Origin of the sequence: Streptomyces sp. NPDC058872, from assembly GCF_042743065.1 — a bacterium.
In the GTDB taxonomy this organism is placed as follows: domain Bacteria; phylum Actinomycetota; class Actinomycetes; order Streptomycetales; family Streptomycetaceae; genus Streptomyces.
The window spans coordinates 23679-50497 of record NZ_JBHYMK010000028.1 but is presented as its reverse complement, the minus strand read 5'-3'; the positions used below and the strand labels follow the sequence as shown (position 1 = coordinate 50497).

Below are 26819 nucleotides of genomic sequence, written 5' to 3'. Positions count from 1 at the left end.
GCCGCCGTCCGGCATGGGTCCGGGCCGGGTCCGAGGACCGACCCGGCCCGAGGCGAGCCCCTCCCCTCATTCCTCGGCCGCCGGCCGGGCCGGACCGCCGTCATGGCCGACGACCAGGACGGCCGCGTCGTCCTCGTGCCCCACCGTGGCCGCCAGCTTCATGACGGCGGTGGCGAGCCCGTCGACGTCCAGTCCGGCGACGGCGGTGATCCCGGCGAGCCTCGTCACCCGGTCCAGACCCTCGTCGATGTGGAGCGAGGGCCCCTCCACCACCCCGTCGGTCAGGAGGACGAAGACACCGCCGGTGGTGATCCGGTGGCGCGTGGCCGGGTAGTCGACGCCGTGCAGCACACCGAGAGGAGGCCCGCCCTCGCTGTCGTCGATGCCGGAGCGGCCGTCGGTGGTGGCCCAGATGTAGGGGATGTGACCGGCCCGGGCACACTCCAGGGTGCCGGCAGCGGGGTCGAGCCGCAGGAAGGTGCAGGTGGCGAAGAGGTCGGCGCCCAGAGAGATGAGCAGGTCGTTGGTGCGACCGAGCAGCTCTCCCGGGTCTCCGGTGACGGAGGCCAGCGCGCGCAGTGCCACGCGGACCTGTCCCATGAAGGCGGCGGCCTCGATGTTGTGTCCCTGCACGTCACCGATGGACATGCCGATCTGCCCGTCGGGCAGGGAGAAGGCGTCGTACCAGTCACCGCCGACGTTGAGCCCGTGGTTGGCGGGCTCATAGCGGACGGCCAGCCGGGCGCCAGGAAAACTGGGTAGGTCCGAGGGCAGCATGCCGCGCTGCAGGGCCACGGCGAGCTCGACACGGGAACGCTGCGTCTCGGCCAATTCCCGCGCCCTGGCGGTCAGTGACCCGAGCCGGGCCAGAAGGTCCTCGCTGTTGTCGGCCGGTCGTCTGCGGAACATCGATCACTCCGACGTCACGACAATCCTCGCATCACTTCGTCCCGGTCTCCAGCATGCGTCACCACAGGGGACCACCTCGGTACGAACAGGTCCTCCCTACTCTGCCCGCAGGGGGCAGGGTCCGCATCTCGTCGGCGGAGAACGCGGCGGATCCCAGCGGGGCCACCCCGCACCGCAGGCAACGAGCAGCGGTTCGGCGAGGGCGAAGGCATCGCCCCGCCCCTGACCTGCGTCCGGACCGAGCAGGCCGACGCCGCGCGACTCGCAAGACACCGGCGGCCCCAAGGACACCAGGCATGAACACGAACCACACCCCCGTCCCCCGGCGCGAAGAGTTCTGCGCCGGTCCTCCTCGGCGCCGGGTGATGTCGGTGACGTCCGCCCGGCAGAACCTGCTGCCGACGGGGTGGGGTGCAGACGGGGCTGGCGGAGGGCGAAGGACGGCGGGCCTCGCCCCCGAATCCTGAACACGGGTGATGCGGCGGATGCCAGCGTAGTTGGTGGTGCTTCGAGTACGGCTTCGTAGGTGGTGGGGCTGCGGTGTCCGGGGCGGGAACGCCGGCGCCGGGTGTGGTGGCGGTTGAGACGTCGGAAGGCGTGGAGCCGGCCACGGCGTTCGTCGGGCCAGCTCCTTCGGCCCCGGAGCGTCTCGTGTGCGAAGGTCGCGTTGAAGGACTCCGCAAGAGCGTTGTCCGCGCTCGACCTGACCGTACTCATGCCCCGTCGCACCGCTGCCGGCCTGCAGGCTTCGGAGAAGGCCCTGCTCGTATATCGGGCGGCTGAGGATGTCGAGGCAGTCGCTGCCACGCTCAACAGTCGGCCCCGGAGGAGCCTCGGTCGGAAGACACCCGCCGAAGCCCCAACGACGATCTGTCTATCGATGAGGTAAGCCGGTGTTGCATCCACCACCGCCGGGTCGTCGAACGCACCGTCGCCCGGCTCCACGGCTTCCGACGCCTCCGCATCCGCCGGGCACGACGCGAAGGCATCCACGATGCCTTCCTCGGCCTCGCCACCCACCTCATCACCCACCGACACGTCCAACGCCTTTGTGAGGAGCTCTTGTCTAGGGCACGTCCGCCTCGACGGCTGCCTTGATGCGCTTTCCGAAGGCCGGCGCGTCCTTGCGCGCCGCGCCCAGGGCCAGGCCCACGATGAGCTTGCCGAGGCCGTGGCCCTCCAGCACGTTGTGGATGCGGACCCGGGTTCCGCCGTCCGGCAGCGGTTCCAGGTCATAGCCGCCCTCACTCACCGTCACGAGGTTCTTCGACACCTCGGCCCAGCGCATCGACCGCGGCGGATCGAAGGCGGTGACGCGGAACTCCCGCGAGGTCTTCATCCCCGCGTCCTTCACCGTGCTGCGGAACACCGTACCGACGGCCGTCGGAGATTCGGGGACCCGGTCTATCCGGAGCACCCGCGGGCTGAACCGCGGATCGTTCCGCCCGTCGGCGAGATAGACGAACACCTCGTCGATGTCCCGGCCCACGTCGACCCTCGCCTCGAACTGTCTGGACATGCCGCTCCTCGTCGGGGTCGCACCCGCCCGGCGCGAGGGGCGGGTTCCCTCCAGAGTGGAGGACCCGCCCGTCCCACGCACTTCGGACGGGTCGGACGGCGGGTGTCAGGTCCCACGAGGTGGTGCATGGTTGGCGCTGGTGCGTCGGACCCCTGAGCGCCTTCCCGGAGGCACTCCGGTGCCGAACCGCAGCCGTCCTCTGCGTGATCACCTCGGAGTGCCGGCGTCGTGGCCTCGCCCGGTTCGTGCCGGTGACGCTGCAGGGCCCTCGTCCATGGCCGGTCGTGCGCTGTCGTGCCAACCCCTGGGCGCAGGAGGTCAACTCGGTCGTTCGGGGCGCTCGTAGCGTGAAGAAGTGCCGGGCCGCGAAGGCGGTGGGCACGTTTCCGATGGTTTCGAAAGGACACCTCATGTTCGACGTCGACAAGGTGCAGGCCGCCCCGAGCAAGGACCTGCTCACGCCAGGCAACTCGGTCATGCTCTTCGTGGACCACCAGCCGCAGATGTTCTTCGGCACCGGTAGCGGCGACCGTGCCGCGATCATCAACAGCACTGTGGGTCTTGCCAAGGCGGCCAAGGCGTTCGACGTTCCGGCCGTCCTGACCACGGTTGCCGCCGAGTCCTTCTCGGGCCCCCTGCTGCCGCAGCTCGCCGAGGTGTTCCCCCAGAACGAGATCGTCGACCGCACCACCATGAACGCCTGGGAGGACGAGGCGCTCGTCGCCGCGGTGAAGGCGACCGGTCGCAAGAAGATCATCCTGTCGGGTCTGTGGACCGAGGTCTGCCTGGTGCTGCCCGCGCTCTCGGCCCTCGAGCAGGGCTACGAGGTGTACGTCGTGACGGACGCCTCCGGTGGTGTCAGCCCGGCCGCCCACGAGCACGCGCTGCAGCGGATGATCGCTGCCGGCGCCGTCCCGGTGACCTGGGTCCAGGTCCTTCTGGAGCTGCAGCGCGACTGGGCGCGCCAGGAGACGTACGGCGACGTCATGGAGATCGTCAAGGCCCACGCGGGCGCGTACGGCCTGGGCGTCGTATACGCGCAGTCGGTCATCGGCGCACACGCGGCCGGCTGACACCCGTGGACACCGGCATGCTGATCCTGCGTCTGCTGGTGGGACTGCTCGTCGCCGGCCACGGTGTGCAGAAGGTCAGCTCGCACCTGGGCGGCAAGGGAATCGAGGGCGGCACCGAGGAGTTCCGCGCGGACGGCTTCCGAGGCGGTGTCCTCACCGCTCTGGCTGCGGGCGGTGGTCAGATCGGCTCAGGCCTGCTGCTCGCGGCCGGCCTCCTCACCCCGCTCGCCGCGACCGGCGCCATCGGTGTCATGACCGTCGCCCTCACCGTGAAGTGGCGCCACGGGCTCTGGGTGCAGAACGACGGGTACGAGTACCCGCTCGTCCTCATCGGCACGGCCGTCGCCCTCGCCGCCACCGGACCCGGCGCCTGGTCCCTCGACGCGCTCCTGGGTTTCGCGCCGTACCCGCTGTGGTGGGCCGCCCTCGCGCTCGTGTCCGGTCTCGGCAGCGGACTCCTCACCCGGCTCCTCCTGCGCCGGACTCCCCCCGCCCCGGCGATCGCCGATCGCTGAGCGCAAGCACCCAGACCGGGTCCGGCCGGCTGTGCACCCCCGACCGGGCGGCCGGGCCCACCCACCCACTTCTCCCCGTACTGGAGTACTTGATGGACACCCTCACGAATCCGCACGGCGGCGGCCAGCCGCTACTGCACCAGAAGGGTGCCGAAACCCAGGCGTTCGGCACGCTCAAGCAGTTGCCGATCGGCCTCGGCCACGACACCCGCATGTACGCCTGCCAGCGGCTGAACCGCGTCCTCGCCGACACGCAGATCCTCCACTCCCTCTACAAGAAGCACCACTGGCTCATGCGCGGGGCGACCTTCTACTCGCTCCACCTGATGCTGGACAAGCACGCAGAGACCCAACTGGCCATCGTGGACGCGCTGGCCGAGCGGGTCCAGAGCCTCGGCGGCGTCGCCGTCGGGGACCCGCGCCACGTCGCGGAGCTGACGGCGATCCCGCGTCCGCCGGACGGCGTCGAGCCGGTGCCCGTCATGCTGTCCAGGCTCCTCGACGCGCACGAGCGGATCCTGGTCGACGCCCGCGACGCTGCCGCCCGGCTCTCCCAGGAGGGCGACGAGGGGAGCGCCGACCTGCTCGTCTCTGACGTCATCCGCACCGGTGAGGCGCACGTGTGGTTCCTGGCCGAGCACCTCGTGGACACCCCTCTGGTGCACGGCTGATGGACACGTACGACGTCGTCGTGGTCGGCGGCGGGCCGGCCGGCGAGGTTGTCGCCGCCCGCGCCGTCCGGGCGGGGCTGACCGCCGTCGTCGTGGAGGCGGAGGCGGTCGGCGGAGAGTGCTCCTACCGTGCCTGCGTGCCGAGCAAGGCCCTGCTGCGTCCCGGCGCCGCTCGGTCGGAGGCCCGCTCGGTCGACGGGGCCCGGCAGGTGGTCACGGCGGCGCTCGACCCGGTGCGGGTGCTGGCCCGCCGCGACCGCTTCACCGGACGCGGTGACGACACCGGCCAGGCCGACTGGCTCGACGGCGCGGGCATCGCGCTCGTTCGGGGACACGGGCGGCTCGCCGGTGAGCGCCGGGTGGAAGTGACCCGGGCCGACGGCACGGTCCGCACCCTGGGGGCCCGACGTGCGGTGGCGGTCTGCACCGGCACGGAGCCCTCGCTTCCCTCGGTCGAAGGGCTCGCCCGGATCGGAGTCTGGACCAATCGGCAGGCCACCACCGCCGACGCGGTGCCCGCGAGGCTCGTCGTCATCGGCGGGGGAGTGGTGGCCTGCGAGATGGCCACCGCGTGGCGCTCGCTCGGCGCCTCCGTCACGCTCCTCGTCCGCGACCAGACGCTGCTCACCGGCTGGGAGCCGTGCGCCGGCGAAGAGGTCACCCGGGGGCTGGGCGATCTGGGCGTCACGATCCGCTTCGGAGCGTCGGCCGTCCGGGTCGCCCGTGACGGGACCACTCGTACCGTGACTGTGGAGACCGACGACGGCACCGCCCTGGCCTGCGACGAGGTCCTTGCCGCCGTGGGTCGTCGCCCGCGCACGGCCGACCTCGGCCTGGAGACCGTCGGACTGCCCGTCGGCGACTGGCTGCCCGTCGACGACACCTGTCGGGTCACCTCGGTCGAGGGAGGCTGGCTCTACGCCGTCGGCGACGTCAACCGCCGTGCGCCGCTGACCCATATGGCCAAGTACCAGGCCCGTGTCTGCGCCGCCGCGATCGCTGAGCGTGCCGCAGGCAGGCCGGCCGACACAGGAGGCTGGCCGGCGTGGAGTGCGCGGGCCGACCGAGCGGCCGTTCCCCAGGCCGTCTTCACCCGTCCCGAGGTCGCGAGCGTCGGTCTCACGGAACGCGCCGCACGCGAAGCGGGTCTCGTGGTGCGCGCGGTGGAGTACCGCGTCGACGACGTCGCCGGTGCCGCGCTCCACGCGGACGGCTACCGCGGCTTCGCGAAGCTCGTCGTCGACGAGACCCGAGGGGTCGTGGTCGGCTGCACGTTCACCGGCCCGATGGCGACCGAACTGATCCACACGGCCACCGTCGCCATCGTGGGAGAAGTCCCGCTCGAGCGTCTCTGGCACGCCGTCCCCGCATTTCCGACGGTCAGCGAGATCTGGCTGCGTCTCCTCGAGGCGTACGGCCTCTGACACGTACGGCCTCCGACGTACACCGCCTCCGACGCGTACGGCCCTTGATGCGTAAGGCCTTTGGCGCGACAGCAGCCCGTCCCTTCGCGCCCGCCCTGCACAAGCACCTGACAAGGAACCTCGTTGATGCTTCCATCGACCAGGGCAAGTACCGCCGCCAGTTCGCCGCGGACGTCCCCGCCGCCGACGCGGCGGTCATGGCCGCGACCCAGCGCCCTGTGTCCACCTTCGCCCTGGAGGATAAGGCCGGGGAAGCGGCGTGGAAGACGGTCTCGTCCCGGGCGCTGGTCGCCACCGCCGACAAGAACGTCCCGCCCGCCGCCGAGCGGTGGATGGCCCGGCGCGCCGGCTCGCACATCACCGAGGTCGACGCGTCGCACGCCGTGCCGGTCTCCCGCCCGACCGTGGTCACGGACGTGATCCTCGACGCCGCGCGCAGCACTCACTGAACCCGCCCAGCGGAAGCCGACGCACACAACCCGCCCAGCACACCCCTCGAAGGAGCGCCCTCATGCCCAACCGACCGACCCTCGAACCCGCCGCCCAGGCATTCGCCGACGCCACCGCCCATCCGCCGTACCTCTACGAGATCCCCGTGGCCGACGGCCGGAAGGCCGTGGACGACGTCCAGAGCGGGGAGGGCGTCCCGCTGCCCGCCGTCGACGACGAATGGGTCACCGTCCATGGCGGTCCCACCGGCGACGTCCGCGCCCGGATCGTGCGCCCGCGCGGCGTCACCGGCTCCCTCCCCGTCATCCTCTACATCCACGGCGCCGGCTGGGTCTTCGGCAACGCCCACACCCACGACCGGCTCGTCCGCGAACTCGCCGTCGGCACAGGGGCGGCCGTCGTCTTCCCCGAGTACGACCTCTCGCCCGAGGCCCGCTACCCCGTCGCCATCGAGCAGAACTACAGCGTCGCCCAATGGATCGCCCGCGAGGGACACCACAAGGACCTCGACGGCACCCGGATCGCCGTCGTGGGCGACTCCGTCGGCGGCAACATGACCGCCGCCCTCACTCTCATGGCCAAGCAGCGCGGCGACGTCCACATCACCCACCAGGTCCTCTTCTACCCGGTCACCGACGCGCGCTTCGACACCGACTCGTACCACGACTTCGCCGAGGGCTACTTCCTGCGCCGCGACGCCATGAAGTGGTTCTGGGACCAGTACACGACCGAAGAGGCCGAGCGCGCCCAGATCACCGCCTCGCCGCTGCGGGCCACCACCGAGCAGCTCACCGGCCTGCCGCCCGCCCTGGTCATCACCGCCGAGGCCGACGTCCTGCGCGACGAGGGCGAGGCGTACGCGGCGAAGCTCCTCGCCGCCGGTGTCCCCGTCACCGCCCTGCGCGTCCTGGGAGTCATCCACGACTTCGTGATGCTGAACGCGCTGCGCGAGACGCAGGCCGCCGAACTCGCCATCGGTCTCGCCACCGAAACCCTGCGCAAGGCCCTCGCATGACCGGGCCGTCGACGAGCATGCCCGTGGCTGGCCTCGTCCCCGGCCCCCGCCGGGAATCCGTACCGGCCGACCTCCTCGTCCGCAACGCGAAGGTGTTCACCGGAGACCCTGCCCGTCCCGAGGCCCGTGCCGTCGCGATCCGCGACGGCCGGGTCGCGGCGCTCGGCGACGACCACGACCTCGCCCTCCTCGTCGGGCCGGGCACGAAGGTCGTGGACGCCCTGGGCCGCCGGGTGATCCCCGGCCTCAATGACTCGCACCTGCACGTCATCAGGGGAGGCCTGAACTACGTCCTGGAGCTCCGCTGGGACGGGGTGCGCAGCCTCCGCCACGCCCTCGCGATGCTGCGGGAGCAGGCCGGCCGCACCCCCAAGGGGCAGTGGATCCGGGTCGTCGGCGGCTGGACCGCCGAGCAATTCACCGAGCGCAGGATGCCGACCGTCGCCGAGCTGAACGCCGCCGCCCCCGACACCCCGGTCTTCGTCCTGCACCTGTACCAGTCGGCGCTGATGAACCGGGCCGCGGTGCGCGCCGCCGGATTCACCCGGGAGACCCCCGATCCCCGCGGCGGCCAGATCGTACGGGGCAGGGACGGCCAGCCCAACGGGGTCCTCCTCGCCGCGCCGAGCGCGCTCATCCTGTACTCGACCCTGGCCAAGGCGCCGGCCCTCGACGAGGCCGACAAGCGGACGTCGACGCGGCACTTCCTGCGCGAGTTGAACCGCTTCGGGCTGACCTCGGCGGTCGACGCCGCGGGTGGGTTCCAGAACTTCCCCGACAACTACGCCACCGTCGTCGACCTCGCCAGGTCGGGCGAGCTGTCCCTGCGGATCGCCTACCACCTCTTCCCGCAGACGGCCGGGCAGGAGCTCGCCGATCTGAAGCGCTGGACCGAGATGGTGAAGCCCGGGGACGGGGACGAGTGGCTCCGCCTGAACGGCGCGGGCGAGAACCTGACCTGGGCCGCCGCCGACTTCGAGAACTTCTCCGAACCCCGTCCCGAACTTGGCGGTTACGAACCGGAGTTCGAGCTGGCCGTCCGGCTCCTGCTGGAGAACGGCTGGGGCTTCCGGCTCCACGCGACGTACGACGAGACGATCCGCCGCGATCTGACCGTCTTCGAGAAGCTCGCGGCGGAAGGCCTCTTCCCCGGTGGCAACCGCTGGCTCTTCGACCACGCGGAGACGGTCTCGGCCGACAGCCTGGACCGGATCGCCGCCCTCGGCGGTGCCTTGTCCGTCCAGAACCGCATGTCCTTCCAGGGCACTGCCTTCCGCGACCGGTACGGAGCCGAGGCCGCCGCCCACGCCCCGCCGGTCCGCGCCATGCTCGACCGGGGCCTGACCGTTGCTGCCGGAACCGACGCCACCCGCGTCTCCTCGTACAACCCCTGGATCGCGCTGCACTGGCTGGTGACCGGCAGGACCGTCGGCGGCACGGCGCTCTCCCCGGCCGGGAACCTGATCGACCGGGAGACCGCCCTCGGTCTTTACACCCGTGGGGGAGCGCGGCTCACCGGCGAGCAGGACGTCAAGGGAAGCCTGCGTGAGGGCTGGTACGGCGACCTCGCGATCCTGTCCGACGACTTTCTGACCGTGTCCGAAGACGTCATCCCCGGCATCGAGTCCGTGTTCACGGTCGTCGGCGGCCGGATCGTCCATGCGAGCGCGGAGTACGAGGGACTCGACGAGGCCGTTCCGCCGATCAGCCCGGAGTGGAGCCCTGTGGCCCACTTCGGCGGCTACCAGTCGGGTCAGGGAGGTGCCCGTCAGGCGTCGCTCGTGGCCGAGGCCGTGGCCGAGTCCGAGCAGCACCGTCGGTGGCGCGTCGGGCGCGGCTCCGTTCCCGAGACGCAGCCGCCGTTCGTCGACCCCTGCTTCGAGCACTGAGAGAGATCCACACGATGAGCACAGCCTCCCCCGCCGCCGACGGCGGCGCCCAGGCCACCCCGCCGGACGCGCCCCAGGAACGCCGCTTCGAACCGGACCTCCGGTCGATGACCCGGATCACCCTGCGCCCCATCGCCTCGCCCATGCCGCTCGGCTTCTTCACGATAGCCATCGCCTCCGTGATGACGGGCTGCCTGCAACTCGGGCTCTTCGACGAGGCGGCCCGTGGCGCCGTCGCCCTCACGGTGCTGCCGGCCTTTGCCCTCCAACTCCTGGTGAGCGTCCTGGCCTTCGGAGCCCGTGACGTGATCGCGGCGACGCTGATGGCGGTGTTCGCCGGCAGCTGGCTGCCCTACTCGCTCGTCATGCTCAGCGGCGTGGCCGACGGCCTTCAGGTCCTCGGCGTGTTCAACCTGGCACTCCTCTGCTTCGGAGCGCTGATGACCGCCGTGACCCGGCCCAAGCGTGCGCTGTGGTTCGTGCTGGTGGTCTCCCTGCCCCGCTGGGCGGCCACCGGCCTCGGGGGCATCACCGGCACGGAATGGCTGACGCGCACGTCCGGTGCGCTCGGCCTCGTGGTGGCGCTCGTCGCGATGTACACGGCGTTCGCCCTGATGCTCGAGGACATGCGCAGCGAGGAGGTCCTGCCGATCGGCCGCAGCGGCCCCGCCCACCTCGCCGTCGAAGGCGACCTGGCCGTCCAGCTCCGCAACCTGGAACGCCAGGCGGGCGTGCGCCGCACGCTCTGACCACCCCACCGACCCCGTCGCACCGACGACCGCACAGGAGCACCCATGGAACCGCAGGTGACGGACCGGCCCGAGAAGTCCCGGTACGAGGTCCTCGCCGGCGACGACGGCACCGAGACCGCGGGCTTCGCCGAGTACCACCTCTCGGAGGACGAGATCGCCTTCATCCACACCGAGATCGCCACCCGGTTCGCCGGTCAGGGCCTGGGCGGGCTGCTCGCCCGGAGCGCCCTCGACGACGCCCGGACCCGCGGGCTGCACGTCCTGCCGTACTGCCCCTTCATCCGGGGGTGGATCGGCAAGCATCCCGAGTACACCGAGCTGGTGCCCGAGGCCCGCCGCGCCCGGTTCGGCCTCTGAAGCGCCACGGGCCCGCCTCCGAGAATCCCCGCACACACCGAGGAGTTCTCCCGTGCCCCGACATTGCCCTCCCGGCCGAAGGCCGTGGCCGAGCTGATCCAGGACGCGGTCCGGTCCACCGCCCACTGAGCCGAGGCCCGGTTCGAAGGCCGTGCGGGGTCCGCCCCTCGGGGTGGGCCCCGCACGGCCTTCGGCGTGGGGCGTGAGCGTCCGGGCCATTGGTGCCGGGGAGCGGAACGCGCTGCCGGCTACGGCCGTGCCGTCGCGATCGGCGGGCGACTTCACGGGGCGCCGAGTGGAGCCGGCGCTGCTCCGTGACGCGGCGGTACGGGCCAGTGCCGACGGGCAGGTGCCGGTGTGGGGCGCCGACCGCCGGTTCAAGCCCGAGTGCGGGGCGCCGCCGGCTTCCTGGCAGGGGCTGGCCCCGTTGGAGCGACCCACGGCACCTGCCTCGGACTGCTCGGCCGCGGCGAGGAATTCCCGGTCCAGCACCAGCACACCATCGCCTTCCTCGATGCGCCCGACTGTCCGGTGAATGGGCACTTCGCCGACACCTACCGTGCGCGGTGAATGTCGCCCTTCGGGGCGACGGGCTGTTCACCGGGCTCACCTTGCTCTCCGCCCAGGAAGTGACTCCGGGGCGACGGGCGAGAGGCCCGCGTTTCCGCCCGCACCTCACAGCCGAGCAGCGGGCCGTTTCCGTCTCCAAGCAGAACCACGGGCAGGAATCGCGGGAGCGTGCGGCACGTCGGGCGCCGTGCGGCAGAACGCTGCGCCCATCGGCAAGGTGTGGTGCGTGGGGAGGCAACAGAAGGCGATTTCGCGGCCGTAGCGTGACGGCGTTCCGCTCCGAACCGAGGCGCGGACCAGCTACTTCGTATCGAGGAGACATCCCATGCCGTACATCACCGTGGGCCAGGAGAACGCCACTGCCATCGACCTCTACTACGAGGACCACGGCACGGGCCGGCCGGTCGTCCTCATCCACGGCTTCCCGCTCGACGGCCACTCCTGGGAGCGGCAGAGCGCCGCGCTGCTCGATGCCGGCCACCGGGTGATCACGTACGACCGGCGCGGATTCGGACGGTCCTCCCAGCCGACGACCGGTTACGACTACGACACCTTCGCGGCCGACCTCAACACGGTGATGGAGGCCCTCGACCTGCAGGACGCCGTCCTCGTCGGCTTCTCCATGGGCACCGGCGAGGTCGCCCGATACGTGTCCACGTACGGCTCCGCCCGCGTCGCCAAGGTCGCCTTCCTGGCCTCCCTCGAGCCCTGCCTGCTCAAGACCGACGACAACCCGGACGGCGTCGCCCCGAAGGAGTTCTTCGACGGAGTCGTCGCCGCCGTGAAGGCCGACCGCTACGCCTACTACACCGCCTTCTTCAACGACTTCTACAACCTCGACGAGAATCTGGGCATCCGGATCAGCGAGGAAGCGGTCCGCAACAGCTGGCACACCGCTGCCGGAGGTGGCTTCTTCGCCGCGTCCGCCGCGCCGTCGACCTGGTACACCGACTTCCGCGCCGACATCCCGTCCGTCGACGTGCCCGCCCTGATCCTGCACGGCACGGCCGACCGCATCCTGCCTGCCGAGGGCACCGCGCGCCCCTTCCACAAGGCTCTTCCCTCCGCCGACTACGTCGAGATCGAGGGCGCCCCGCACGGCCTGCTGTGGACGCACGCGGAGGAGGTCAACACCGCCCTCCTCGCCTTCCTGGCGAAGTGACGTCACCTCATCGACCCACCGGGTGACACCGGAGCCCCCGGCGTCACCCGGTTCCGTGGTTCCCGACGCGAGAACCACACGAGCTCAGGAGAGCCGACACCCGTGCAGTTCGGCATATTCACCGTCGGGGACGTGACCCCCGACCCCACCAAACGCGCCCGTGTACGGCCACGGCCCGTCCCTGGAGGGCTTCACCGAGCAGACCCCGCTCACGGTGGGCTCTCCTCAGCAGGTCATCGAACGGACTCTCCCCTTCCGGGAGAACGTCGGCGACTACCAGCGCCAGCTCTTCCTGATGGACCACGCGGGCCTGCCCCTCAAGACCGTCCTGGAGCAACTCGACATCCTCGGCGAAGAATTCGTGCCCGTGCTGCGCAAGGAGTTCGCGAACGGGCGTCCTGCGGACGTGCCGGACGCGCCGACGCACCCGGCGCGGGTCACCGCCGCCGCGACGCAGCGGGGAGCGACCGCCGCATGAGGCTGACCGTCGTTTCCGCGGGGCTGAGCACGCCCTCCTCCCCCCGCCTGCTCGCCGATCGCCCGGCCGAGGCGGCCCGCGACGGACTCGCCGACCGGGGCCACACCGTATCGATCGAGGTCGTCGAACTGAGTGCACTCGCCGGCGACGTCGCCAACCACTTGGCGACCGGCTTCGCACCGCCGCGGCTCGCCGCCGCGATCGAGGCGGCGACGGGAGCCGACGGCCTGATAGCCGTGACTCCGGTGTTCACGGCCTCCTCCAGCGGGCCGTTCAAGTCCTTCTTCGACGTGATCGCCCCGGACGCTTTCGCCGGGCAGCCGGTCCTGGTCGCGGCGACGGGCGGTACCGCCCGCCATTCCCTGGTCCTGGAGCACGCCCTGCGACCGCTCTTCGCCCATCTGCGCGCCGCCGTCGTTCCCACCGCGGTGTACGCGGCGTCCGAGGACTGGGGCCGGGTGGAGACGGGGACACCGACGGCCTGCCCGCGCGCGTCCGGCGGGCGGGCGGCGAGCCGGCCGCGCTCATGGCGGCCCGCCCGCCCCGGGCCGAGCCCGAGGACGACGTGACCGTCCTTGAACGGCAACTCGCCGACCTGCGCTTGGAGTGAGTCCGAGGAGTCTCACACCTGTGCATGGCCATGCTGAGAACGAATTCTCGAGCACGCGCACCGGTTCATGCGGCGCGCGTGCTCGACTGCCATTCCCGGGGCGACATCCCGTACGCGGTGCGGAAGGCACGACTGAAGTGGGACGGGTTCGTGAATCCCCAGCGCTGGGCCACCGCCGACACGGCAGGTGCCGTCCGCGACGACCGGGACAGCTCCCGTCGGCACCTCTCCAGGCGCTCGCGACGGATCCAACGGCTCACCGTGGTCCCTTCCGGCTGGAAGAGTTTGTGCAGATACCGGACGGACATGTGGTGCGCGGCCGCGATCCTCTCCGGAGAGAGGTCGGGGTCGGCCAGGTGCCGCAGGACGTACTCCTTGACACGCACCAGCATGCCGCGGGCCACCTCCGACGCATGGGGGTTCAGCCGGCCCTGACGTTCACGCACCAACACCGTCAGCAGATCCGCAGCGGTCATCGCGAGTTGCCGCCCAGTGTACGGATCGAACCCGGCGGCCCGATCCGCCAGGTGTTCAAGATATCCGGCAACGACTCCGGACGTGCCGCCGCGACCGTCGAACACGGTCCCGGTGATGGCCCGCAGGTCTGCGTCCGACACACCCAGCACACTCTTCGGCACCCGGATCGCCGTGAAACGGAAGTCGTCCGGCTGCTCCCTCCGATACGGTCGACCGGCGTCGGAACAGGTGAAGGTGCCGGGCTGGACGAGGGTCTCGACCCCGTCCTGGGTGAGCCGTCCCGTTCCCCGGTGCTGGAGGGTGACGGTCAGGTACTCTCCTCCGCCCCGGGAGATCAAGGCGGCGTGCCGCGACACCGTCTGCGGACCGGCCTCGACCACCGAGAACTGGAGCGGCCCGAGCCGATCGGTGGTGATCGTCCCCACCGAGGGCTCGCGCTCGTGCAGCACGACGTCCAGCGGAATGAAGGTGTCGGAGACCACACTGCGCCAGTAGTCCGCCCGCTCGGACGGTGAGAGCGGCAGCGTGGACAGGACGACGGACATCGCGACCCCTCGGGCATGGTCGGGCGGACGCTCTCCGAAGAGCGTCGGGAACGAGGTCCATCCTCGGAGCACTTGCCTACGGTGCCATCAGTCACCCGACTGGTGCACTTGCCCAGTACCCGACTCGTCCAGCGCCCCGGCCCGCTCCCCTCGGGCGTGTCAGGAACCAGCAGAGTGTCCCGCGGTCGCCCTCACCACAGATGCTTGCGCAGGAACATGGCACCGAGCCGAACCGCGGCCCGCGTCGGCGGGCTGTCGCGCAGCGCGGTCAGGGAAGCGAAGTCGTGGACCGTGCCCTGGAACCGTGCCGCAGTCGCGGCGACACCGGCCCGGCGCAGCCGGTCCGCGTACTCCTCCGCTTCGTCACGGGTCGCATCGGCCTCCGCACTGACGACCAGCGCCGGTGGCAGCCCCGTCAGCGCGGGCGTACTCGCCCGCAGCGGGGACGCGGTCGGCTCGTCGCGCTGCAGGGGATCGACCACGTACTGCCGCCAGTAGGACCGCACGGCCTCCCGGGTGAGCAGATATCCCGTCGCGAACCGCCGCTGCGACGGGCTGTCGCAGCGGGCGTCGGTCAGTGGGTAGTACAACAGTTGGGCGCGGATCCCCGGACCCCCGCGCGCCCGCGCAAGGAGGGTGAGTGCCGTGGCCAGGGTGGCCCCCGCGCAGTCGCCGGCGACCGCGAGCCGGTCGGTGTCGAGTCCGAGCGGCTCAGCCTGCCCGCACGCCCGGGTCAACAAGGCGTAGCACTCCTCGAGGGCGACCGGATAGCGGCTCTCGGGCGTGCGGCTGTACTCGGGAACGACGGCCGCGACGCCCGCGTGGCGTACCAGCTCGCTGACGAGCCACGCGTGCGTCTCGGCTTCGCCCAGCATCCAACGGCCGCCGTGGACGTAGAGCATGACGGGGGGCCGGCCCACCACACCGGTGGGTCGGAAGATCCAGAAGCCGACCAGACCGGTGGGTCCCACGGGCGCCGCGTGGAAGGTGGCGTCCACGTCGAAGTCGACGATCCGGTCGCCCTGGGACTCCCGCAGCGCCTGACGGGCGGTCTCCGGTTCCAGCTCGTGGAGAAACGGCGGTGTCGCCGAAGCGTCGAGGAGGCGCCGCACCAGAGGATCCAGAACCACGGGCGACGGTTGCCCGGCGCGCGCCTCCCACGGGGGGTCCGGCCGCATGCGTTCCGCCTCTCGTTCGGACCTCTCTGGGGGAGTGTTCATCGCAGGTCAGTTGTCGTGCAGGAGGTCCCGGAGCTGATGGCGACTGCTGATGCCGAGCTTGGGATAGACGTTGTAGAGGTGCGAGCCCACCGTACGCGGCGAGAGGAACAGCCGCTCGCCGATCTCGCGGTTCGACAGACCACCCGCGGCGAGCCGCGCTATCTGCTGCTGTTGGGCCGTCAGCTCGGCCATCCGTTCAGCGGCGCCGGAAGCGGACGCGGAGACGCCGACGGCACCCGCCGCGCGCAGCTCGCCGCGGGCCGCGTCCGCGAGGGCCCGGGCGCCGAGCCGCACCGCCACCTCGAGGACCGCCGTCAGCTGGGCACGGGCCTCCAAGGGCCTTCGACGCCTGCGCAGCCAGATCGCGTAGTGCAGACGGGCCTGGGCCCGTTCCAGCGGCCACGTGTCCGCCGCGGGGTTGACCAGAGCCAGCCGGAAGTGATGCTCGGGGTTCGCGCCCTCGTCGACGAGGGCGGCCGCGTGGTGCATCAGGAGCGTCATGCGGGTCGTCGGCCGCTCGCCCAGCCCCGCCCGCACCGCACCGAGGGCGCGTGATGCCTCCTCCTTTCGGTCGACGCGCTGTGCGACGGCCGCCAGTTCGCCGATCGAACGGGGGGCCAGGAAGGGGACGATCGGCGATCCGTCCTCGCCGAACAGGGCCCTGAAGTGACGGAACGCGCGCTCCGCGTCTCCCAGGGCCAGTGCGTGGAGCCCGCCGGCGCGCAGCATCCTGGCCCTGGTGGCGCGGTTCTCACCGAGGTTGACGGAGCGCCAGTGCGGGCTGGTGAACGGGACGTCCGGCAGACTGTCGCCGCGCAATGCGCGCAGCGTCACCTCCAGTGCTTCGAGGTCCATGTCGACACGGGTCAACCGGTGGACGGCCGCCTCGGAGCGCCCCTCTTCGATCAGGGTCTGGGCCTCAGGCCAGCGGCCCATGGCGATGAGGGTGTCCACGTGGCTCGGCAGAGCCCACACGCGCGGGCCCCATGCCCAGGAGGCACCGGGCACCGTGCTTGCCTGTCGGTGCATCTCTGCGCACAGCTCCGACTCGTCGCTGTAGTACGCCACCGAGGCGTCGGCCAGCAGCCGGGCCAGTGAAGCCGGGCCGTCGAGCGGTCCGGGCAGCGCGACGGGCGCCTGGCGGGCCTTGTCGCCGCCGTGTTCCCCGATGCACACCGACACGTAGGCGTCCATGGCGGCCGGCACTCCAGGGCCGGTGAGCCCGGCGAAGCCACCCCGGTCCAGGGGCCCCACCTGCTCGGCGGGCGTCACGGCACCGGAGCGATCGGCACGGTCGTCCCGCGTATCGGGCATCTCCCGGACCACTTGCCTGGTGTGGTCGAGCAGGCGCGGCAACTCCGCCCGGTGCTCGGGCAGGCCGGACTGGTGGGCGATCGCCGCCGCGAGCGCGGTGAGCGAGAGGGAGGCGTTGGTGGTACGCGGGGGAGAGTGCCGCGACAGGTCGAGGAGGAGCCCGAAGGCCTCTCGTTGGAACGAGAGCAGCGACAGCGCGCCGGCCATGGCGCAGACGGCGACGCATCGCAGGTCCGGGTCGCGGTTGATCCGGGAGAACTCCGCGTACAGGTCGCGGACCCACTCGGGATTCCCGAGATCGCTCGCCGCAGCCATGGCCGCGGCGAGGCGGCGGGCCCGGTCCGCGTCGGTCCCGCTGAGCCGCGCCGCCTGTTCCAGCGCCTTCGCCGAGGCGAAGCGGTCGCCCCCACGCAGGGCGTGGACGGCGGTCGCCCGCTCCAGGGCGCAGGCCACGGCCTCGTCGGGACCGATCGCGGCCGCGGCCAGATGCCAGGCCCGGTACGCCGGACTCTGTACCGCCGCCGCTGCCAGGTCCCGGTGGGCCCGCTGCCGCAGCTTCGCGGGCTGCCGGTGGAACGCCGCCGCACGCGTCAGCGGGTGACCGAACGCGATGCGGCCGTCGGCGATGCCGATCAGGTCGGTTTCCTCCGCCGGGGTCCACACCGTGAGGTCGTCGGTGCCCAAGGCGGCCATCACGACGGGGAGTTCTTCCTCTTTCAGCGCGGCGGAGGCATAGAGCAGCGCGCGCCGCGTGCCCTCGGGGAGGGCGTCCAGGCGCGAGGTGAGCACCCCCGGGGCAGAGGCCGGCCCGGCGCCGACGCGTGACGCCCGGTTCAGCTCGACGATCGCCAGCGGATTGCCCTCCGCCTGCCGTAGCAGGTCAATGCGGAGCCGCCCCCGAGGCGCATCGGGTTGTGCGTCCAGGAGCCGGGCCGCCGCCCCGGGGGACAGCGGGCCGAGCCGCAGGACGGGAAGGTCGCCCGGGACTCCGGGCGGGGGAGCTGTGCCGCGTGCGGTGAAGAGCATGGTCACCGCCTGGTTGGTGAGCTGCCGTCGTACGGAGAACAGCACGTCCAGGGAGGCGTCGTCGCAGTCCTGTGCGTCGTCCACCGCCACCAGGATCGGGGTCGTCCGGGCGAGCCGGGTGAGCACGGCCAGCACGACGACACCGAGCGCTCGTCGCTCTTGCGGCCCGGCTCCCGCATCCGGACCGAAGGCGGTGTGGAGCACGGTCCACCGGTCTTCTGGAAAGAGGTCCGGTACGTCGAGGACCGGCAGCAGCAGTCGGTGCAGCGAGCTGAACGGTGCCGGTTCCTCCCCGCCCCAGCCCCGCGCCGAAAGGACCCGGGCCCCGTGCGTCGAGGCCGCTTCCTCGGCGAACCGCAACAACCGGGACCTGCCGGTGCCGGTCTCCCCGAGCACGAGCAGACCCTGCGGCCCGCAACGTACGTCAAGGCAGCGCCGGATCAGGTCGATCTCCTCGTCACGGCCGACCGGCACAGCCGCGCGTCCCGCTTCCCACTCCGTCATCGCACTCCGACTCCCCGCGCGGGGCGGCTGGTTCACGCCCCTGCGGGGATGTTGTCAGGACGCAGAACGGCGCGCTTCTGTCATGTGACCAGTCATGCCGGAGGAGAGCCTGGCAGGATGGCATCAACGCTGTGAACAGGCACTTCACGGTCGACCCCGTTCCACTGGGCGGTCCGGGTCAGCCGTGGGGCGGACGAGGGAGAGCATGGACGTCGGCGCCGTCGAGGCACGAACGCGGGGTATCCAGGGCAGGGCCCGTGAGCTGGAGTGGATCGACAGACTGGTCGAGGCCGTGGACGGCCCCGGCTCGAAGGTGCTCGTGCTGACCGGTGAGCCGGGCGCCGGCAAGAGCACCCTTCTCGACCACGCCGCCGACGTGGCCGCGGTGCGCGGCAGACGGGCGCTCCGGGTACGCGGCTGCGAGGGTGAACAGGGCCTCGACTTCGCGGGAGTCCACCAACTGCTGCGCCCCGTGCTCCGCGGCATCGACCGGCTGCCGACGCGTCAGCGCGAAGCCCTGCGGCACGCGTTCGGCATGGACGACGGCGACGGCGGACAGATCCCCGAGCCACTCGTGATCAGGTCCGGTGTGCTCACCCTGCTCTCGGAGGCGGCCACGGAACGGCCCCTGCTCCTCGTCGTCGACGACGCCCAGTGGCTGGACGTCGGCTCCCTGGACGTACTGGCGTTCGTCGCGAGGCGTCTGGAGGGCGAGCCGATGGCCCTGCTGCTCGCGGCACGGGAGGAGTCGGTACCGGCGCGTTTCGACCGCGACTTCCCCCATCTGGCGACCCGCCCCCTCGACGGGGCGGAGGCCGGCCTCGTGCTGGACGAGCAGCCGAACCCGCCGCGCGGCAAGGTCCGGGCCCAGATCATCGAACAGGCCGCCGGGAACCCGCTCGCCCTCATCGAACTCGCGCGGGCGTTCGCCAAGGGACCGGGCCTCCAGCGGCCCGGCGCGATCGAATCCCTCCCCCTCACCACCAGGCTCGAGCGCCTGTTCGCCGCGGACCTGCCCGGCCTTCCGCAGCAGACCCGCCACGCGCTGCTCCTGGCCGCGGCCGCCGGCACCGACCGGCTCTCCGACGTGCTGTACGCCGTCCCGGGCCTGGAGGACCCCGAAGTCTGGCGGCCGGCCGAGGAGGCCGGGCTCGTACGGGTCGAGAACGGTGACGTCCGGCTGCGCCACCCGCTCATCCGCTTCGCGATCCATCAGGCCGCCTCCTTCGCCGACCGCCGCGAGGCCCACCTGGCACTCGCCGCCGCGTTCGCCCACGAGCCCGACCGCCGGGCCTGGCACCTGGCCGCTGCCGCTTTCGGCCCGGACGAGGAGGTCGCCGACGTCCTGGCACAGAGCGCCGAGCGCTCCCGGCGCCGCGGCGGATACGCGGCCGCGGCCACCGCGCTCGAACGGTCGGCCGAACTCACCCCGGACGCGGAGCGCCGCGCCGGACGCCTGCTCGCCGCCGCCGTCTCCGCCATGTACGCCGGCTACCCGCAGTGGGTGGGCGAGATCGCGGTCCGCGTGGGCACCCTGACGAACGACCCCGAACTCCTCGCCCAGGCATCCCTGTGCGGAGGCTGGTCGCTGTCCGTCACGCTCCGTCATCAGGACGCCCTCGGATTCCTGCTGCCCGTGGCAGAATCCATGGCCACAACTGCACCCGGGCTGGCGCTGGACGCGCTGGGAACGGCGGCGACCCCGGCCTACAACTCCGGCGACCCCTTCTACCGCGCCGAACTCCAGCGCATCGGCGATCTGATCCCGCTGCAGCCTGACCGGATCGACCGGCTGTGGGTGGAGGCGGTCGCCGCCCCCTTCACGGACCGGGAGAAGGCGCTGCGACGCCTGCACGACGTGGTGGGCACCTCATGGGAAGGCCCGCTCGCGGATCCCGCCACGCTCGGCGAACTCATCGTGCTCGGCGCCGTTGCGTGGGTCCTTGACGAGACCGACCTGTCCATACGGCTCCTCGGCCGGGCCATGGACCACTTCCGTCCGGTCGCCACGGCCGGCACCAACTGCACGGTCACCCAGACCCTCGCCCTCGCCCAATTCGACAGCGGAGCATGGACGGCCGCCGGATCCGCGGCCGAGGAGGCATTCTCCCTGGCCGCGGAAGCCGGCGCGGAGAACGTCGCCGTGGGGGCACCGATCCTCCAGGCCACGCTGCGTGCCGTCCGAGGCGACCACACCGGCGCGCGGGAGCTCGCCGCTCAGGCCGTCCGCGGCATCGAACTGCGCAAGTCCCGAAGTCTGTACGTCCGTCACTGCCAGGCCCTCGGCATGGCGGCGCTCGCGGAAGGCGACCACCAGGCGGCGTACGAGCACCTCCGTCGCGTCTTCACCCAGGATTCCCCGCCCGCCCCCGTGCACCAACACGCCTCCCTCTACCACCTCGCCGACCTCGCCGCGGCCGCCGTGCGCGTCGGTCAGACGGACGACGCCCGTGCCGTGCTCCGAGCGGCTGAGGGCATCCTGGGATCGCCCCGCTCCAGTCGACTGAACGCGATCGTGCACCGCGCCACGGCTCTGCTGAGCCCGCCCGACGACGCCGAGCCACACTTCCTTGCGGCACTCGCCGACGCCGAGGGCGCGCACTGGTCCTTCGAACGCGCCCTCACACAGCTGGACTTCGCAGAATGGCTGCGACGCCGCCGACGGGCCGCGGAGGCGCGCCCCCTGTTTGCTGCCGCCCTGGAAGTCTTCGAGCTGCTCGACGCCCGCCCGTGGATCGAGCGCGCCACCGCCGAACTCCGCGCAGCGGGTGTCACCGTGGTGGACTCCACCGTCCCGGAGGCCGTGGCCGGCCTGACGCCGCAGGAGCTGAAGATCGCCCAACTGGCTGCGGAAGGACTGACGAACCGGGACATCGGCGCCCGGCTCTACCTGTCCCCTCGCACCATCGGCTTCCACCTGCACAAGATCTTCCCGAAGCTCGGCATCACGGGGCGCGCCCAATTGCGGGACGCCCTCGGTCGCTGAAGCGCCTGAGGTGAGCACGGCCCCGGCAGAACCCCGACGTCGAAGAAGCTCAGAAGAAGCCGAGCTTCTTCGGGGAGTAGCTCACCAGCAAATTCTTCGAGTGCCGGTGGTACACGCCTCGCATGGCTTCTGACCAGCGGAAACGGCCACGGCTTGGCCCGGCTGCAGGCTGCTGGTCCGGGTATGGACCGGATCTTGGTCGGCCTCGTCCCTCCCCCGAAGAACGACCGCCATGCGGGAGCAGCTCGCACCGAAGGGCGACAGCCGCTCAGTTCCGCCCCTTATGGCCACGAGGAAAAGCGAGTTGTGACCCTTGCACCCCCGCTCGCGCGGGGACCACCAGCGAGCTCGTGCACGGTAAGCGGTGAGACGTCGGTCTGTGACAGTTGATCATGCTCGGGTGGTGGGGAATGTGACGCGTGCAGCAATTATCGGAAACCGCCGGGTCACAGGGTTGTCGGCCGGAATGATCGCTGAACCTATCGCTGGGCTGGGGCTGTTGTGGCATGAGCGTCACGACGCCAGGCTCGCTTCCCGATCGTGGAAGCGGGCCGTGGACGGCGGTGCGCAACACCGCCTGGTCTTCGTCGACCGCCTGCTGGCCAAACTGGTCCGTCTTCGTCACGGGGTTGCCCGCAATGTGCTGGCCCATTGGTTCGGCGAGGACCGCTGCACCATCACCCGAGCCATTGGCGAGGTGCGGCCCTTGCTCGCCGAGCGGGGGTGCACCGTCAGTGCAGAACGCCGTCGATTCCATGGCGGTCACGGACAGTGAAGGTCGCGTGCTGTGGTGTGGTCCAACCGGGCCCGGAAGCTGCGCGGACATCACCCACGACCGCCGGTTAGGGCTGGTCAGGCTCCTGGTCGACGGGCCCGCGGTCGAGGTTCTTGCCGATGTCGGATACCAGGGCCTCGGCGCCCGGACCGGCGGACACGTGGTCACACCACCGCACCGCAAGTCCGAGAAGGACGCCCCCTACCGGTACGAGGAGATGCATGAACGACATGGCAAGGCACACTCCTCACACCGCATCCGGTTCGAGCACGGCATCGCCCACCTGAAGAACCGGCGGGCACTGGCCCGCCACCTCGGCCGCCGCCGACACATCGGCGACACCGCCCAGGCCGTCGCCGACCTGCTGTCCCACCAGCAGGCAGTGGACCTGACTCCCGCACAACAGGCGTGAGCGTCGAGCCCCGCCAGACGTCCTCGACGTCTCACCGCTTACCGTGCACGAGCTCGTTAAGCCGCCTGGGGCAACCTGCCCACAGCTAACGCCACCGGTCAGAGCCATCGACACCGTGCTCATGTGGAAGGACCCGGATCGGCCCCAGGAGATGGCGGCAACCTTCCGGTTCGGCTGCTGCGGGCCGGCGACGGGGCACGGGAAGCATGAGGGCACGCGGGACCGGGCGCCCCTATGGAAGCCGTTGCCGTTTGCAGCGGTCTGCGTGCCTTTGGATGTCGAAGCTCGTTGAGTTCCGAGGGCGGGACAAATGGTGCCGATGGGAAGGGTCGGGCAGATCTGTGACCGTCCGGGCGACGACTTCGCGTATCGCTGCTTCCCGGCGCTTTCTTCACTCACCTGATGGGAACCCCGCAATGCCTCTCTCCTCACCGCACAATCCGGTCGGGTCCTTGCCGATACAGCGTCCGGTACTGGTACGCCAGCACCGCTGGGACGGGTTGCGCTGCGAGTCGCGACTGGTGCGGGCGGCCTCTCCCCGACTGGGCCCGCTGCTGCTCATCGGCGGCGCCTTCCAGAACAAGGAGACGTGGGGGCGCTGCGAGAAGCTGCTCCTGAGGAACATGGACGTCCTCACCGTCGACCCGCCCGGCTGGGGCATGGCCGACCCCCTGCCCGCAGGGCAGAGCGTGGACGTGCTGGCGGACGCCGTCTGCCACATACTCGATGAGAGCGGTCTGCGGCAGGTCAATGTGGTGGGTGGCTCTTACGGAAGCGCCATCGCCTACCGCATCGCCCAGCGCCATCCCCACCGGGTCAGACGGATGGTCCTGGTCGGCACCATGGCGGCCATTCCCGAGCATTCCCGTGAGGCCATGGAGCGTGCGCTGGCCTTCCTGGACGCCGGCAGGATGGACGAGTACGCCCGTGCCGCGGTCGACATCCTGATGAATCCGGAGCGCCTCGACGGGATCACCAACGGCTCGCGGGTCCGTCGATTCCTCCTGCGTCGCCTGACCGCCCTCACCGACGCCGAGGCCGTTCAGGTGAGCTCCAATACGCTGCGCCTGCTGCATCACGCGGAGCTCGACACGAGCGTGCAGGTGCAGGCCCCGACCTTGACCGTGACAGGGGAGCATGACGCCTTCACCACCCCGGCGCAGTGTCGTCGCATGGCGGTGGCGTGCGGCAAAGGGTGGTTCGCGGAAGTCGCAGAGAGCGACCACATGCTCTTCCTGGAACGGCCGACGGAGATCATCGACCTGGTGACCCGCTTCCTGGCCGATGAGCCGCTGCACGGACTGCCTTACTGCACGCGGGTCGAGCAGCTCTCCTCGAACCACCTTCCGGCCCCCCGGGCCGCCGGCCCGGCGCCAGGAAGGAGCACCGGATGAGCGGATCGGGCGTAGCGAAGAAAGTGTGCGGCGGTTGCTTGGCGGCGGCGCCGACGCCAACGCCGCGGCGAAGGGGTAGCTGCTCATGAGCCAGTTCTCGTACTCCGACGAAGCGCTCGTGCCCTTCTGCGACGTACTGTTCACGCCAGGCGATCTCGACCTGCTGACGGCGGGAGCCTTCGGGAAGCCGGTGTACGCCATGGCTAGGGAGAGCCGACGACGGCAGGCGCTCAGGGCATGCAGGGAGCGGCATCCGGACGAGCACGGCATGGAGACTCCTGCGGTGGCCTGAGCGCAGACGTCACTCTCGTTAGGGCGATGCACGCCGATCCTGCCCGTTGTCACAGGCGGCCCCGATGGATGTCGCCGTGCTGTTCCGGGCGGTCCGGGAAGACCCGAGGGCGACTGCGGGACTTTCCGCCGCCGCCCTCGCCCTCCTGCCCGGGCTGCCCGCCTGGCAGCGGTTCATCAGCATGTCCCCGTCGCGAAATGCCGGGCCGCCTTGCGAAGGGTGTCGCGTTCTTCCGCCCGTTAGGGGACTCTCTTCCGGGCTGCGGTCAACGTGCCCTGAACGTCTTCCCCGCTGGCCTGCGAGTCGGCGGGCTGCGTCGAGCGGGAGCCGGGCAGGCGTCCGGCGGCAGCCCGGATCCGGTTCCGCAGTCCCTCGGTGTCGGCTCCGAGACCAGCGATGGCCGATTTGGTCGGTGCTCCGGCCTCTACCGGTGCAACGCGAACTCGTCCGCCTTGAGCTCGGCGGGGTGGTGCTTCGTCCCCACGGGGACTCCGTTCTTCTGGGCCATCAAGATCCAGGTCTCTCTGGTGTCCAAGTCCGGCGAGAACCACCCCGTGTATTCCCGCTCTCGTGCACTCTCCGAGTACCCTCCTCATTTCCCTGGATGACTGATCAGCCTGTCGTCCTCGGTCACTGCCAGCAGGCGTCCCGCGTACGCAGCGAGGGCCCGTGCGGGCGGGAAGGAAACCGGAGGCGTGGCGGGGGCGAACGGCGCGTCGCTGAGGTCGGGAGGACGGGTGAGGAGACCGTCGGGGGTCACCGCGTGGAGCCGGGCCCCGAGAACGGTCAGCGCCGACGCCTTGCCCGCCGGGCCCAGCCGTCGCCATGGCGCGTCGAAGTCGCCGGCCGGGCGCCCGTGAAGGGTGTCGTCGTGTGGGGTGACCGCGAACAGGCTGGTGTCGCACATCGCCAGGGCCGTCGTCCCCGCCGGCACCCGACCCGCTGGGAGCCACGGGGCGGGGCCCGGCACCGGTGCCCGGTGCACCAACCGGTCGTCCGCGGTGACCGCCAGCAGGGCCAGCGGCATCGGGTGGGATGCCTCGCGCGGGGCGGTCAGACAGCGCAGTTCGGGTGACGAGCCGTCAGCCGGTGGGCACGGCGTCCACGGGAGGTTCTGCTCGGACGGCTCGCGGTGGAGCAGCGTCCGGCCGTCCTCGGCCACGGCGAAGAGCAACCCCTCGCACGCGGTGAGCGCCCGCAGCCGGGGCGCCGGGCCGATGGAGTGCCAGCACGGGGCCGGGGCGGCGTCCGAGAGCCGGTCGAGGACGTTGCGCGTGACGCGGTCGACCACCGGATCGTGCAGCGCGTGACCCCAGTTGATGGTGGCGGCGTTGAAGACGGTGCCCGCTCCGGCGCGGAAGACGCCCATGGTCGCCCAGCCGCCCTGCCCGTACGTCCGCCAGTGCCGCAGGTCGGCGGTGGCGAGCACGGCGAACGACCGGGGCGTCCCGTCACGGCCGGTGGCCCGCGGCACCCCGGCCGACCAGTCCAGCTCCGCCGCGTCCGTCTCGTACCCGAGCGCCCCGCGCGCGAAGGCGTCCCCGTCGCGCAGCCCGGTGCCCTCGAAGACCCAGTGGTCGGCGAAGCGGACCGTGTACGCCTCGCTGCCGATGACCGCCATGCCGTCGCCCCACGCCCCGGCTCCCCGCCGGAAGCTGACACCGGTCATCGTGTTCTCCGGCCGGTCGACGGGGAAGCTGGACCACTCGACGGTCGCCCGCGCCGGGTCCACGGCGGCGACGGGATCGGCGGCGGCGTCGCGGTGGCAGACCATCGTGCGGCCCCCGTCCTCCAGCCGGATCTGCCACCAGGCGGTGTTGCCGGCGAAGACGGCGAGGTTCCCCCCGCGCCGCACGAACCCCTCGACGGAGTCCCGCATCTCCGCCGTCCAGTACTCGTCGTGCCCGTTCACGACCAGGAGCCGGTAGGGCGCGAGGAGTCCGGCCCCCTCGTGCAGGTCGAAGCCGGAGCAGTACTCGACGGGGCGCCCGGTCCGGTGCAGCCAGCGCAGCAGCGGCTCCTCCCACCGCTCCGGCGGCGGCCCGCCACCCGGCGCGGCGAGGGACACCCGTGCCGCCCGCGTGGGCTGCTCCGCGTAGTAGATGCTCCGGCCGGGCTCGCCCGCCCGGTGGTACGCCCGCCACGTCGGGAAGGGGACGGAGACGAGCACGGAGGAGGCGGCGCCCGGCCGCGCGGCCCGTACGACGAACCACACCTCGTGCTCGGCGTCCCGCTCCGGGGCGGGCGTCTCGGGACGGGCGTCGTGGAAGGACGCGCGGTACAGCGAACTCGCCCACGTCTCCGGTACGTCGAGGGTCCAGCCCGACCCCGTGACTCCGGCCTCCGCCACGACCCGCTCCCCCACCACGTCCGTGACGACCACCCGGCCCCGGAACCGGGCCCCGTCTCCCGCCGCCACGTGGAACCGCATCCGTCCGCCCTGCGCACAGGACGTCGTGTCGGCGTGGGCGAGCGGCCGG

At 71.5% G+C, this 26819-nt stretch carries 21 protein-coding genes and 3 pseudogenes; 18 read left to right on the top strand and 6 right to left on the bottom strand.

Translation table 11 applies throughout. The features are described from left to right. Window positions 1-66: 66 nt before the first annotated feature. On the bottom strand, window positions 67-909 hold the full coding sequence (locus ACFW22_RS19360) for a PP2C family protein-serine/threonine phosphatase (RefSeq protein ID WP_386405841.1): 843 nt from the start codon (window positions 907-909) through the stop codon (window positions 67-69). Window positions 910-1815: 906 nt separating this feature from the next. Between ACFW22_RS19360 and ACFW22_RS19355 the strand changes: the two are divergent. Further along, window positions 1816-2007, top strand: a pseudogene (locus ACFW22_RS19355) (hypothetical protein); the annotation flags it as partial. Here ACFW22_RS19355 and ACFW22_RS19350 read toward each other — a convergent pair. Beyond that, a complete protein-coding gene (locus ACFW22_RS19350; protein WP_386405838.1) occupies window positions 1976-2428 on the bottom strand; it encodes an SRPBCC family protein in 453 nt (150 codons plus the stop codon). The pseudogene ACFW22_RS19355 and the gene ACFW22_RS19350 overlap by 32 nt on opposite strands. A 410-nt stretch (window positions 2429-2838) precedes the next feature. Between ACFW22_RS19350 and ACFW22_RS19345 the strand changes: the two genes are divergently transcribed. The 12 genes and pseudogenes from ACFW22_RS19345 (at window position 2839) to ACFW22_RS19290 (ending at window position 13394) form a co-directional block, all read left to right on the top strand. Further along, on the top strand, window positions 2839-3501 hold the full coding sequence (locus ACFW22_RS19345; RefSeq protein WP_386405835.1) for a hydrolase: 663 nt from the start codon (window positions 2839-2841) through the stop codon (window positions 3499-3501). Between the two features lie 5 nt (window positions 3502-3506). Beyond that, window positions 3507-4016 (top strand): DoxX family protein, encoded by a 510-nt coding sequence (locus tag ACFW22_RS19340; protein WP_386405831.1) that lies wholly within the window; start codon window positions 3507-3509, stop codon window positions 4014-4016. A gap of 92 nt (window positions 4017-4108) precedes the next feature. Beyond that, the gene (locus ACFW22_RS19335) at window positions 4109-4687 is read left to right on the top strand and encodes a Dps family protein (protein ID WP_386405828.1); all 579 of its coding nucleotides are present in this window, start codon (window positions 4109-4111) and stop codon (window positions 4685-4687) included. Continuing rightward, window positions 4687-6111 carry a dihydrolipoyl dehydrogenase family protein gene (locus ACFW22_RS19330; protein ID WP_386405825.1) on the top strand — a complete coding sequence of 475 codons (1425 nt, stop codon included), beginning with the start codon at window positions 4687-4689 and terminating at the stop codon, window positions 6109-6111. Before ACFW22_RS19335 ends, ACFW22_RS19330 begins: the two co-directional genes overlap by 1 nt. Before the next feature lie 47 nt (window positions 6112-6158). Then, on the top strand, window positions 6159-6560 hold the full coding sequence (locus ACFW22_RS19325; protein ID WP_386405822.1) for an alpha/beta fold hydrolase: 402 nt from the start codon (window positions 6159-6161) through the stop codon (window positions 6558-6560). A gap of 62 nt (window positions 6561-6622) precedes the next feature. Continuing rightward, entirely contained in the window at window positions 6623-7576 is a 954-nt protein-coding gene (locus tag ACFW22_RS19320; protein ID WP_386405819.1) for an alpha/beta hydrolase, read from the top strand. Window positions 7577-7593: 17 nt separating this feature from the next. Next, window positions 7594-9465 carry an amidohydrolase gene (locus ACFW22_RS19315; RefSeq protein WP_386405816.1) on the top strand — a complete coding sequence of 624 codons (1872 nt, stop codon included), beginning with the start codon at window positions 7594-7596 and terminating at the stop codon, window positions 9463-9465. A gap of 14 nt (window positions 9466-9479) precedes the next feature. Next, window positions 9480-10214 (top strand): GPR1/FUN34/YaaH family transporter, encoded by a 735-nt coding sequence (locus ACFW22_RS19310; RefSeq protein ID WP_386405813.1) that lies wholly within the window; start codon window positions 9480-9482, stop codon window positions 10212-10214. A 45-nt stretch (window positions 10215-10259) separates the two neighbouring features. Continuing rightward, on the top strand, window positions 10260-10574 hold the full coding sequence (locus tag ACFW22_RS19305; protein ID WP_386405810.1) for a GNAT family N-acetyltransferase: 315 nt from the start codon (window positions 10260-10262) through the stop codon (window positions 10572-10574). An 895-nt stretch (window positions 10575-11469) separates the two neighbouring features. After that, entirely contained in the window at window positions 11470-12306 is an 837-nt protein-coding gene (locus ACFW22_RS19300) for an alpha/beta fold hydrolase (protein ID WP_386405807.1), read from the top strand. Window positions 12307-12457: 151 nt separating this feature from the next. Beyond that, window positions 12458-12784 (top strand): annotated as a pseudogene (locus ACFW22_RS19295) (5,10-methylene tetrahydromethanopterin reductase); the annotation flags it as partial. Then, window positions 12781-13394 (top strand): annotated as a pseudogene (locus tag ACFW22_RS19290) (CE1759 family FMN reductase). The pseudogenes ACFW22_RS19295 and ACFW22_RS19290, both read left to right, overlap by 4 nt. A 65-nt stretch (window positions 13395-13459) precedes the next feature. On the opposite strand, the gene ACFW22_RS19285 reads toward ACFW22_RS19290, so the two are convergent. The 3 genes from ACFW22_RS19285 to ACFW22_RS19275 form a co-directional block, all read right to left on the bottom strand. After that, window positions 13460-14416, bottom strand: coding sequence for a helix-turn-helix domain-containing protein (locus ACFW22_RS19285; RefSeq protein WP_386405804.1), 957 nt, complete (start codon window positions 14414-14416; stop codon window positions 13460-13462). A gap of 191 nt (window positions 14417-14607) precedes the next feature. Then, window positions 14608-15546, bottom strand: coding sequence for an alpha/beta hydrolase (locus ACFW22_RS19280; RefSeq protein WP_386405801.1), 939 nt, complete (start codon window positions 15544-15546; stop codon window positions 14608-14610). 96 nt (window positions 15547-15642) lie between these two features. Continuing rightward, window positions 15643-18480, bottom strand: a complete 2838-nt coding sequence (locus ACFW22_RS19275) for an AAA family ATPase (RefSeq protein WP_386405798.1) — start codon at window positions 18478-18480, stop codon at window positions 15643-15645. Window positions 18481-18685: 205 nt separating this feature from the next. Here ACFW22_RS19275 and ACFW22_RS19270 point away from each other — a divergent pair, with 205 nt between their 5' ends. From ACFW22_RS19270 to ACFW22_RS19250, 5 genes are all read left to right on the top strand, one after another. Continuing rightward, on the top strand, window positions 18686-21466 hold the full coding sequence (locus ACFW22_RS19270; RefSeq protein ID WP_386405795.1) for an ATP-binding protein: 2781 nt from the start codon (window positions 18686-18688) through the stop codon (window positions 21464-21466). A gap of 553 nt (window positions 21467-22019) precedes the next feature. After that, on the top strand, window positions 22020-22241 hold the full coding sequence (locus ACFW22_RS19265; RefSeq protein ID WP_386405792.1) for a transposase family protein: 222 nt from the start codon (window positions 22020-22022) through the stop codon (window positions 22239-22241). A gap of 7 nt (window positions 22242-22248) precedes the next feature. Continuing rightward, window positions 22249-22653: a transposase gene (locus ACFW22_RS19260; protein WP_386405789.1), complete on the top strand. Its 405-nt coding sequence runs from the start codon at window positions 22249-22251 to the stop codon at window positions 22651-22653. 452 nt (window positions 22654-23105) lie between these two features. Beyond that, window positions 23106-24047, top strand: coding sequence for an alpha/beta fold hydrolase (locus ACFW22_RS19255; RefSeq protein ID WP_386405786.1), 942 nt, complete (start codon window positions 23106-23108; stop codon window positions 24045-24047). A gap of 85 nt (window positions 24048-24132) precedes the next feature. Beyond that, on the top strand, window positions 24133-24339 hold the full coding sequence (locus tag ACFW22_RS19250) for a hypothetical protein (RefSeq protein WP_386405783.1): 207 nt from the start codon (window positions 24133-24135) through the stop codon (window positions 24337-24339). Between the two features lie 592 nt (window positions 24340-24931). Here the strand turns inward: ACFW22_RS19250 and ACFW22_RS19245 are convergent. Continuing rightward, window positions 24932-26770 (bottom strand): N,N-dimethylformamidase beta subunit family domain-containing protein, encoded by a 1839-nt coding sequence (locus tag ACFW22_RS19245; RefSeq protein WP_386405930.1) that lies wholly within the window; start codon window positions 26768-26770, stop codon window positions 24932-24934. Window positions 26771-26819: the final 49 nt, after the last annotated feature.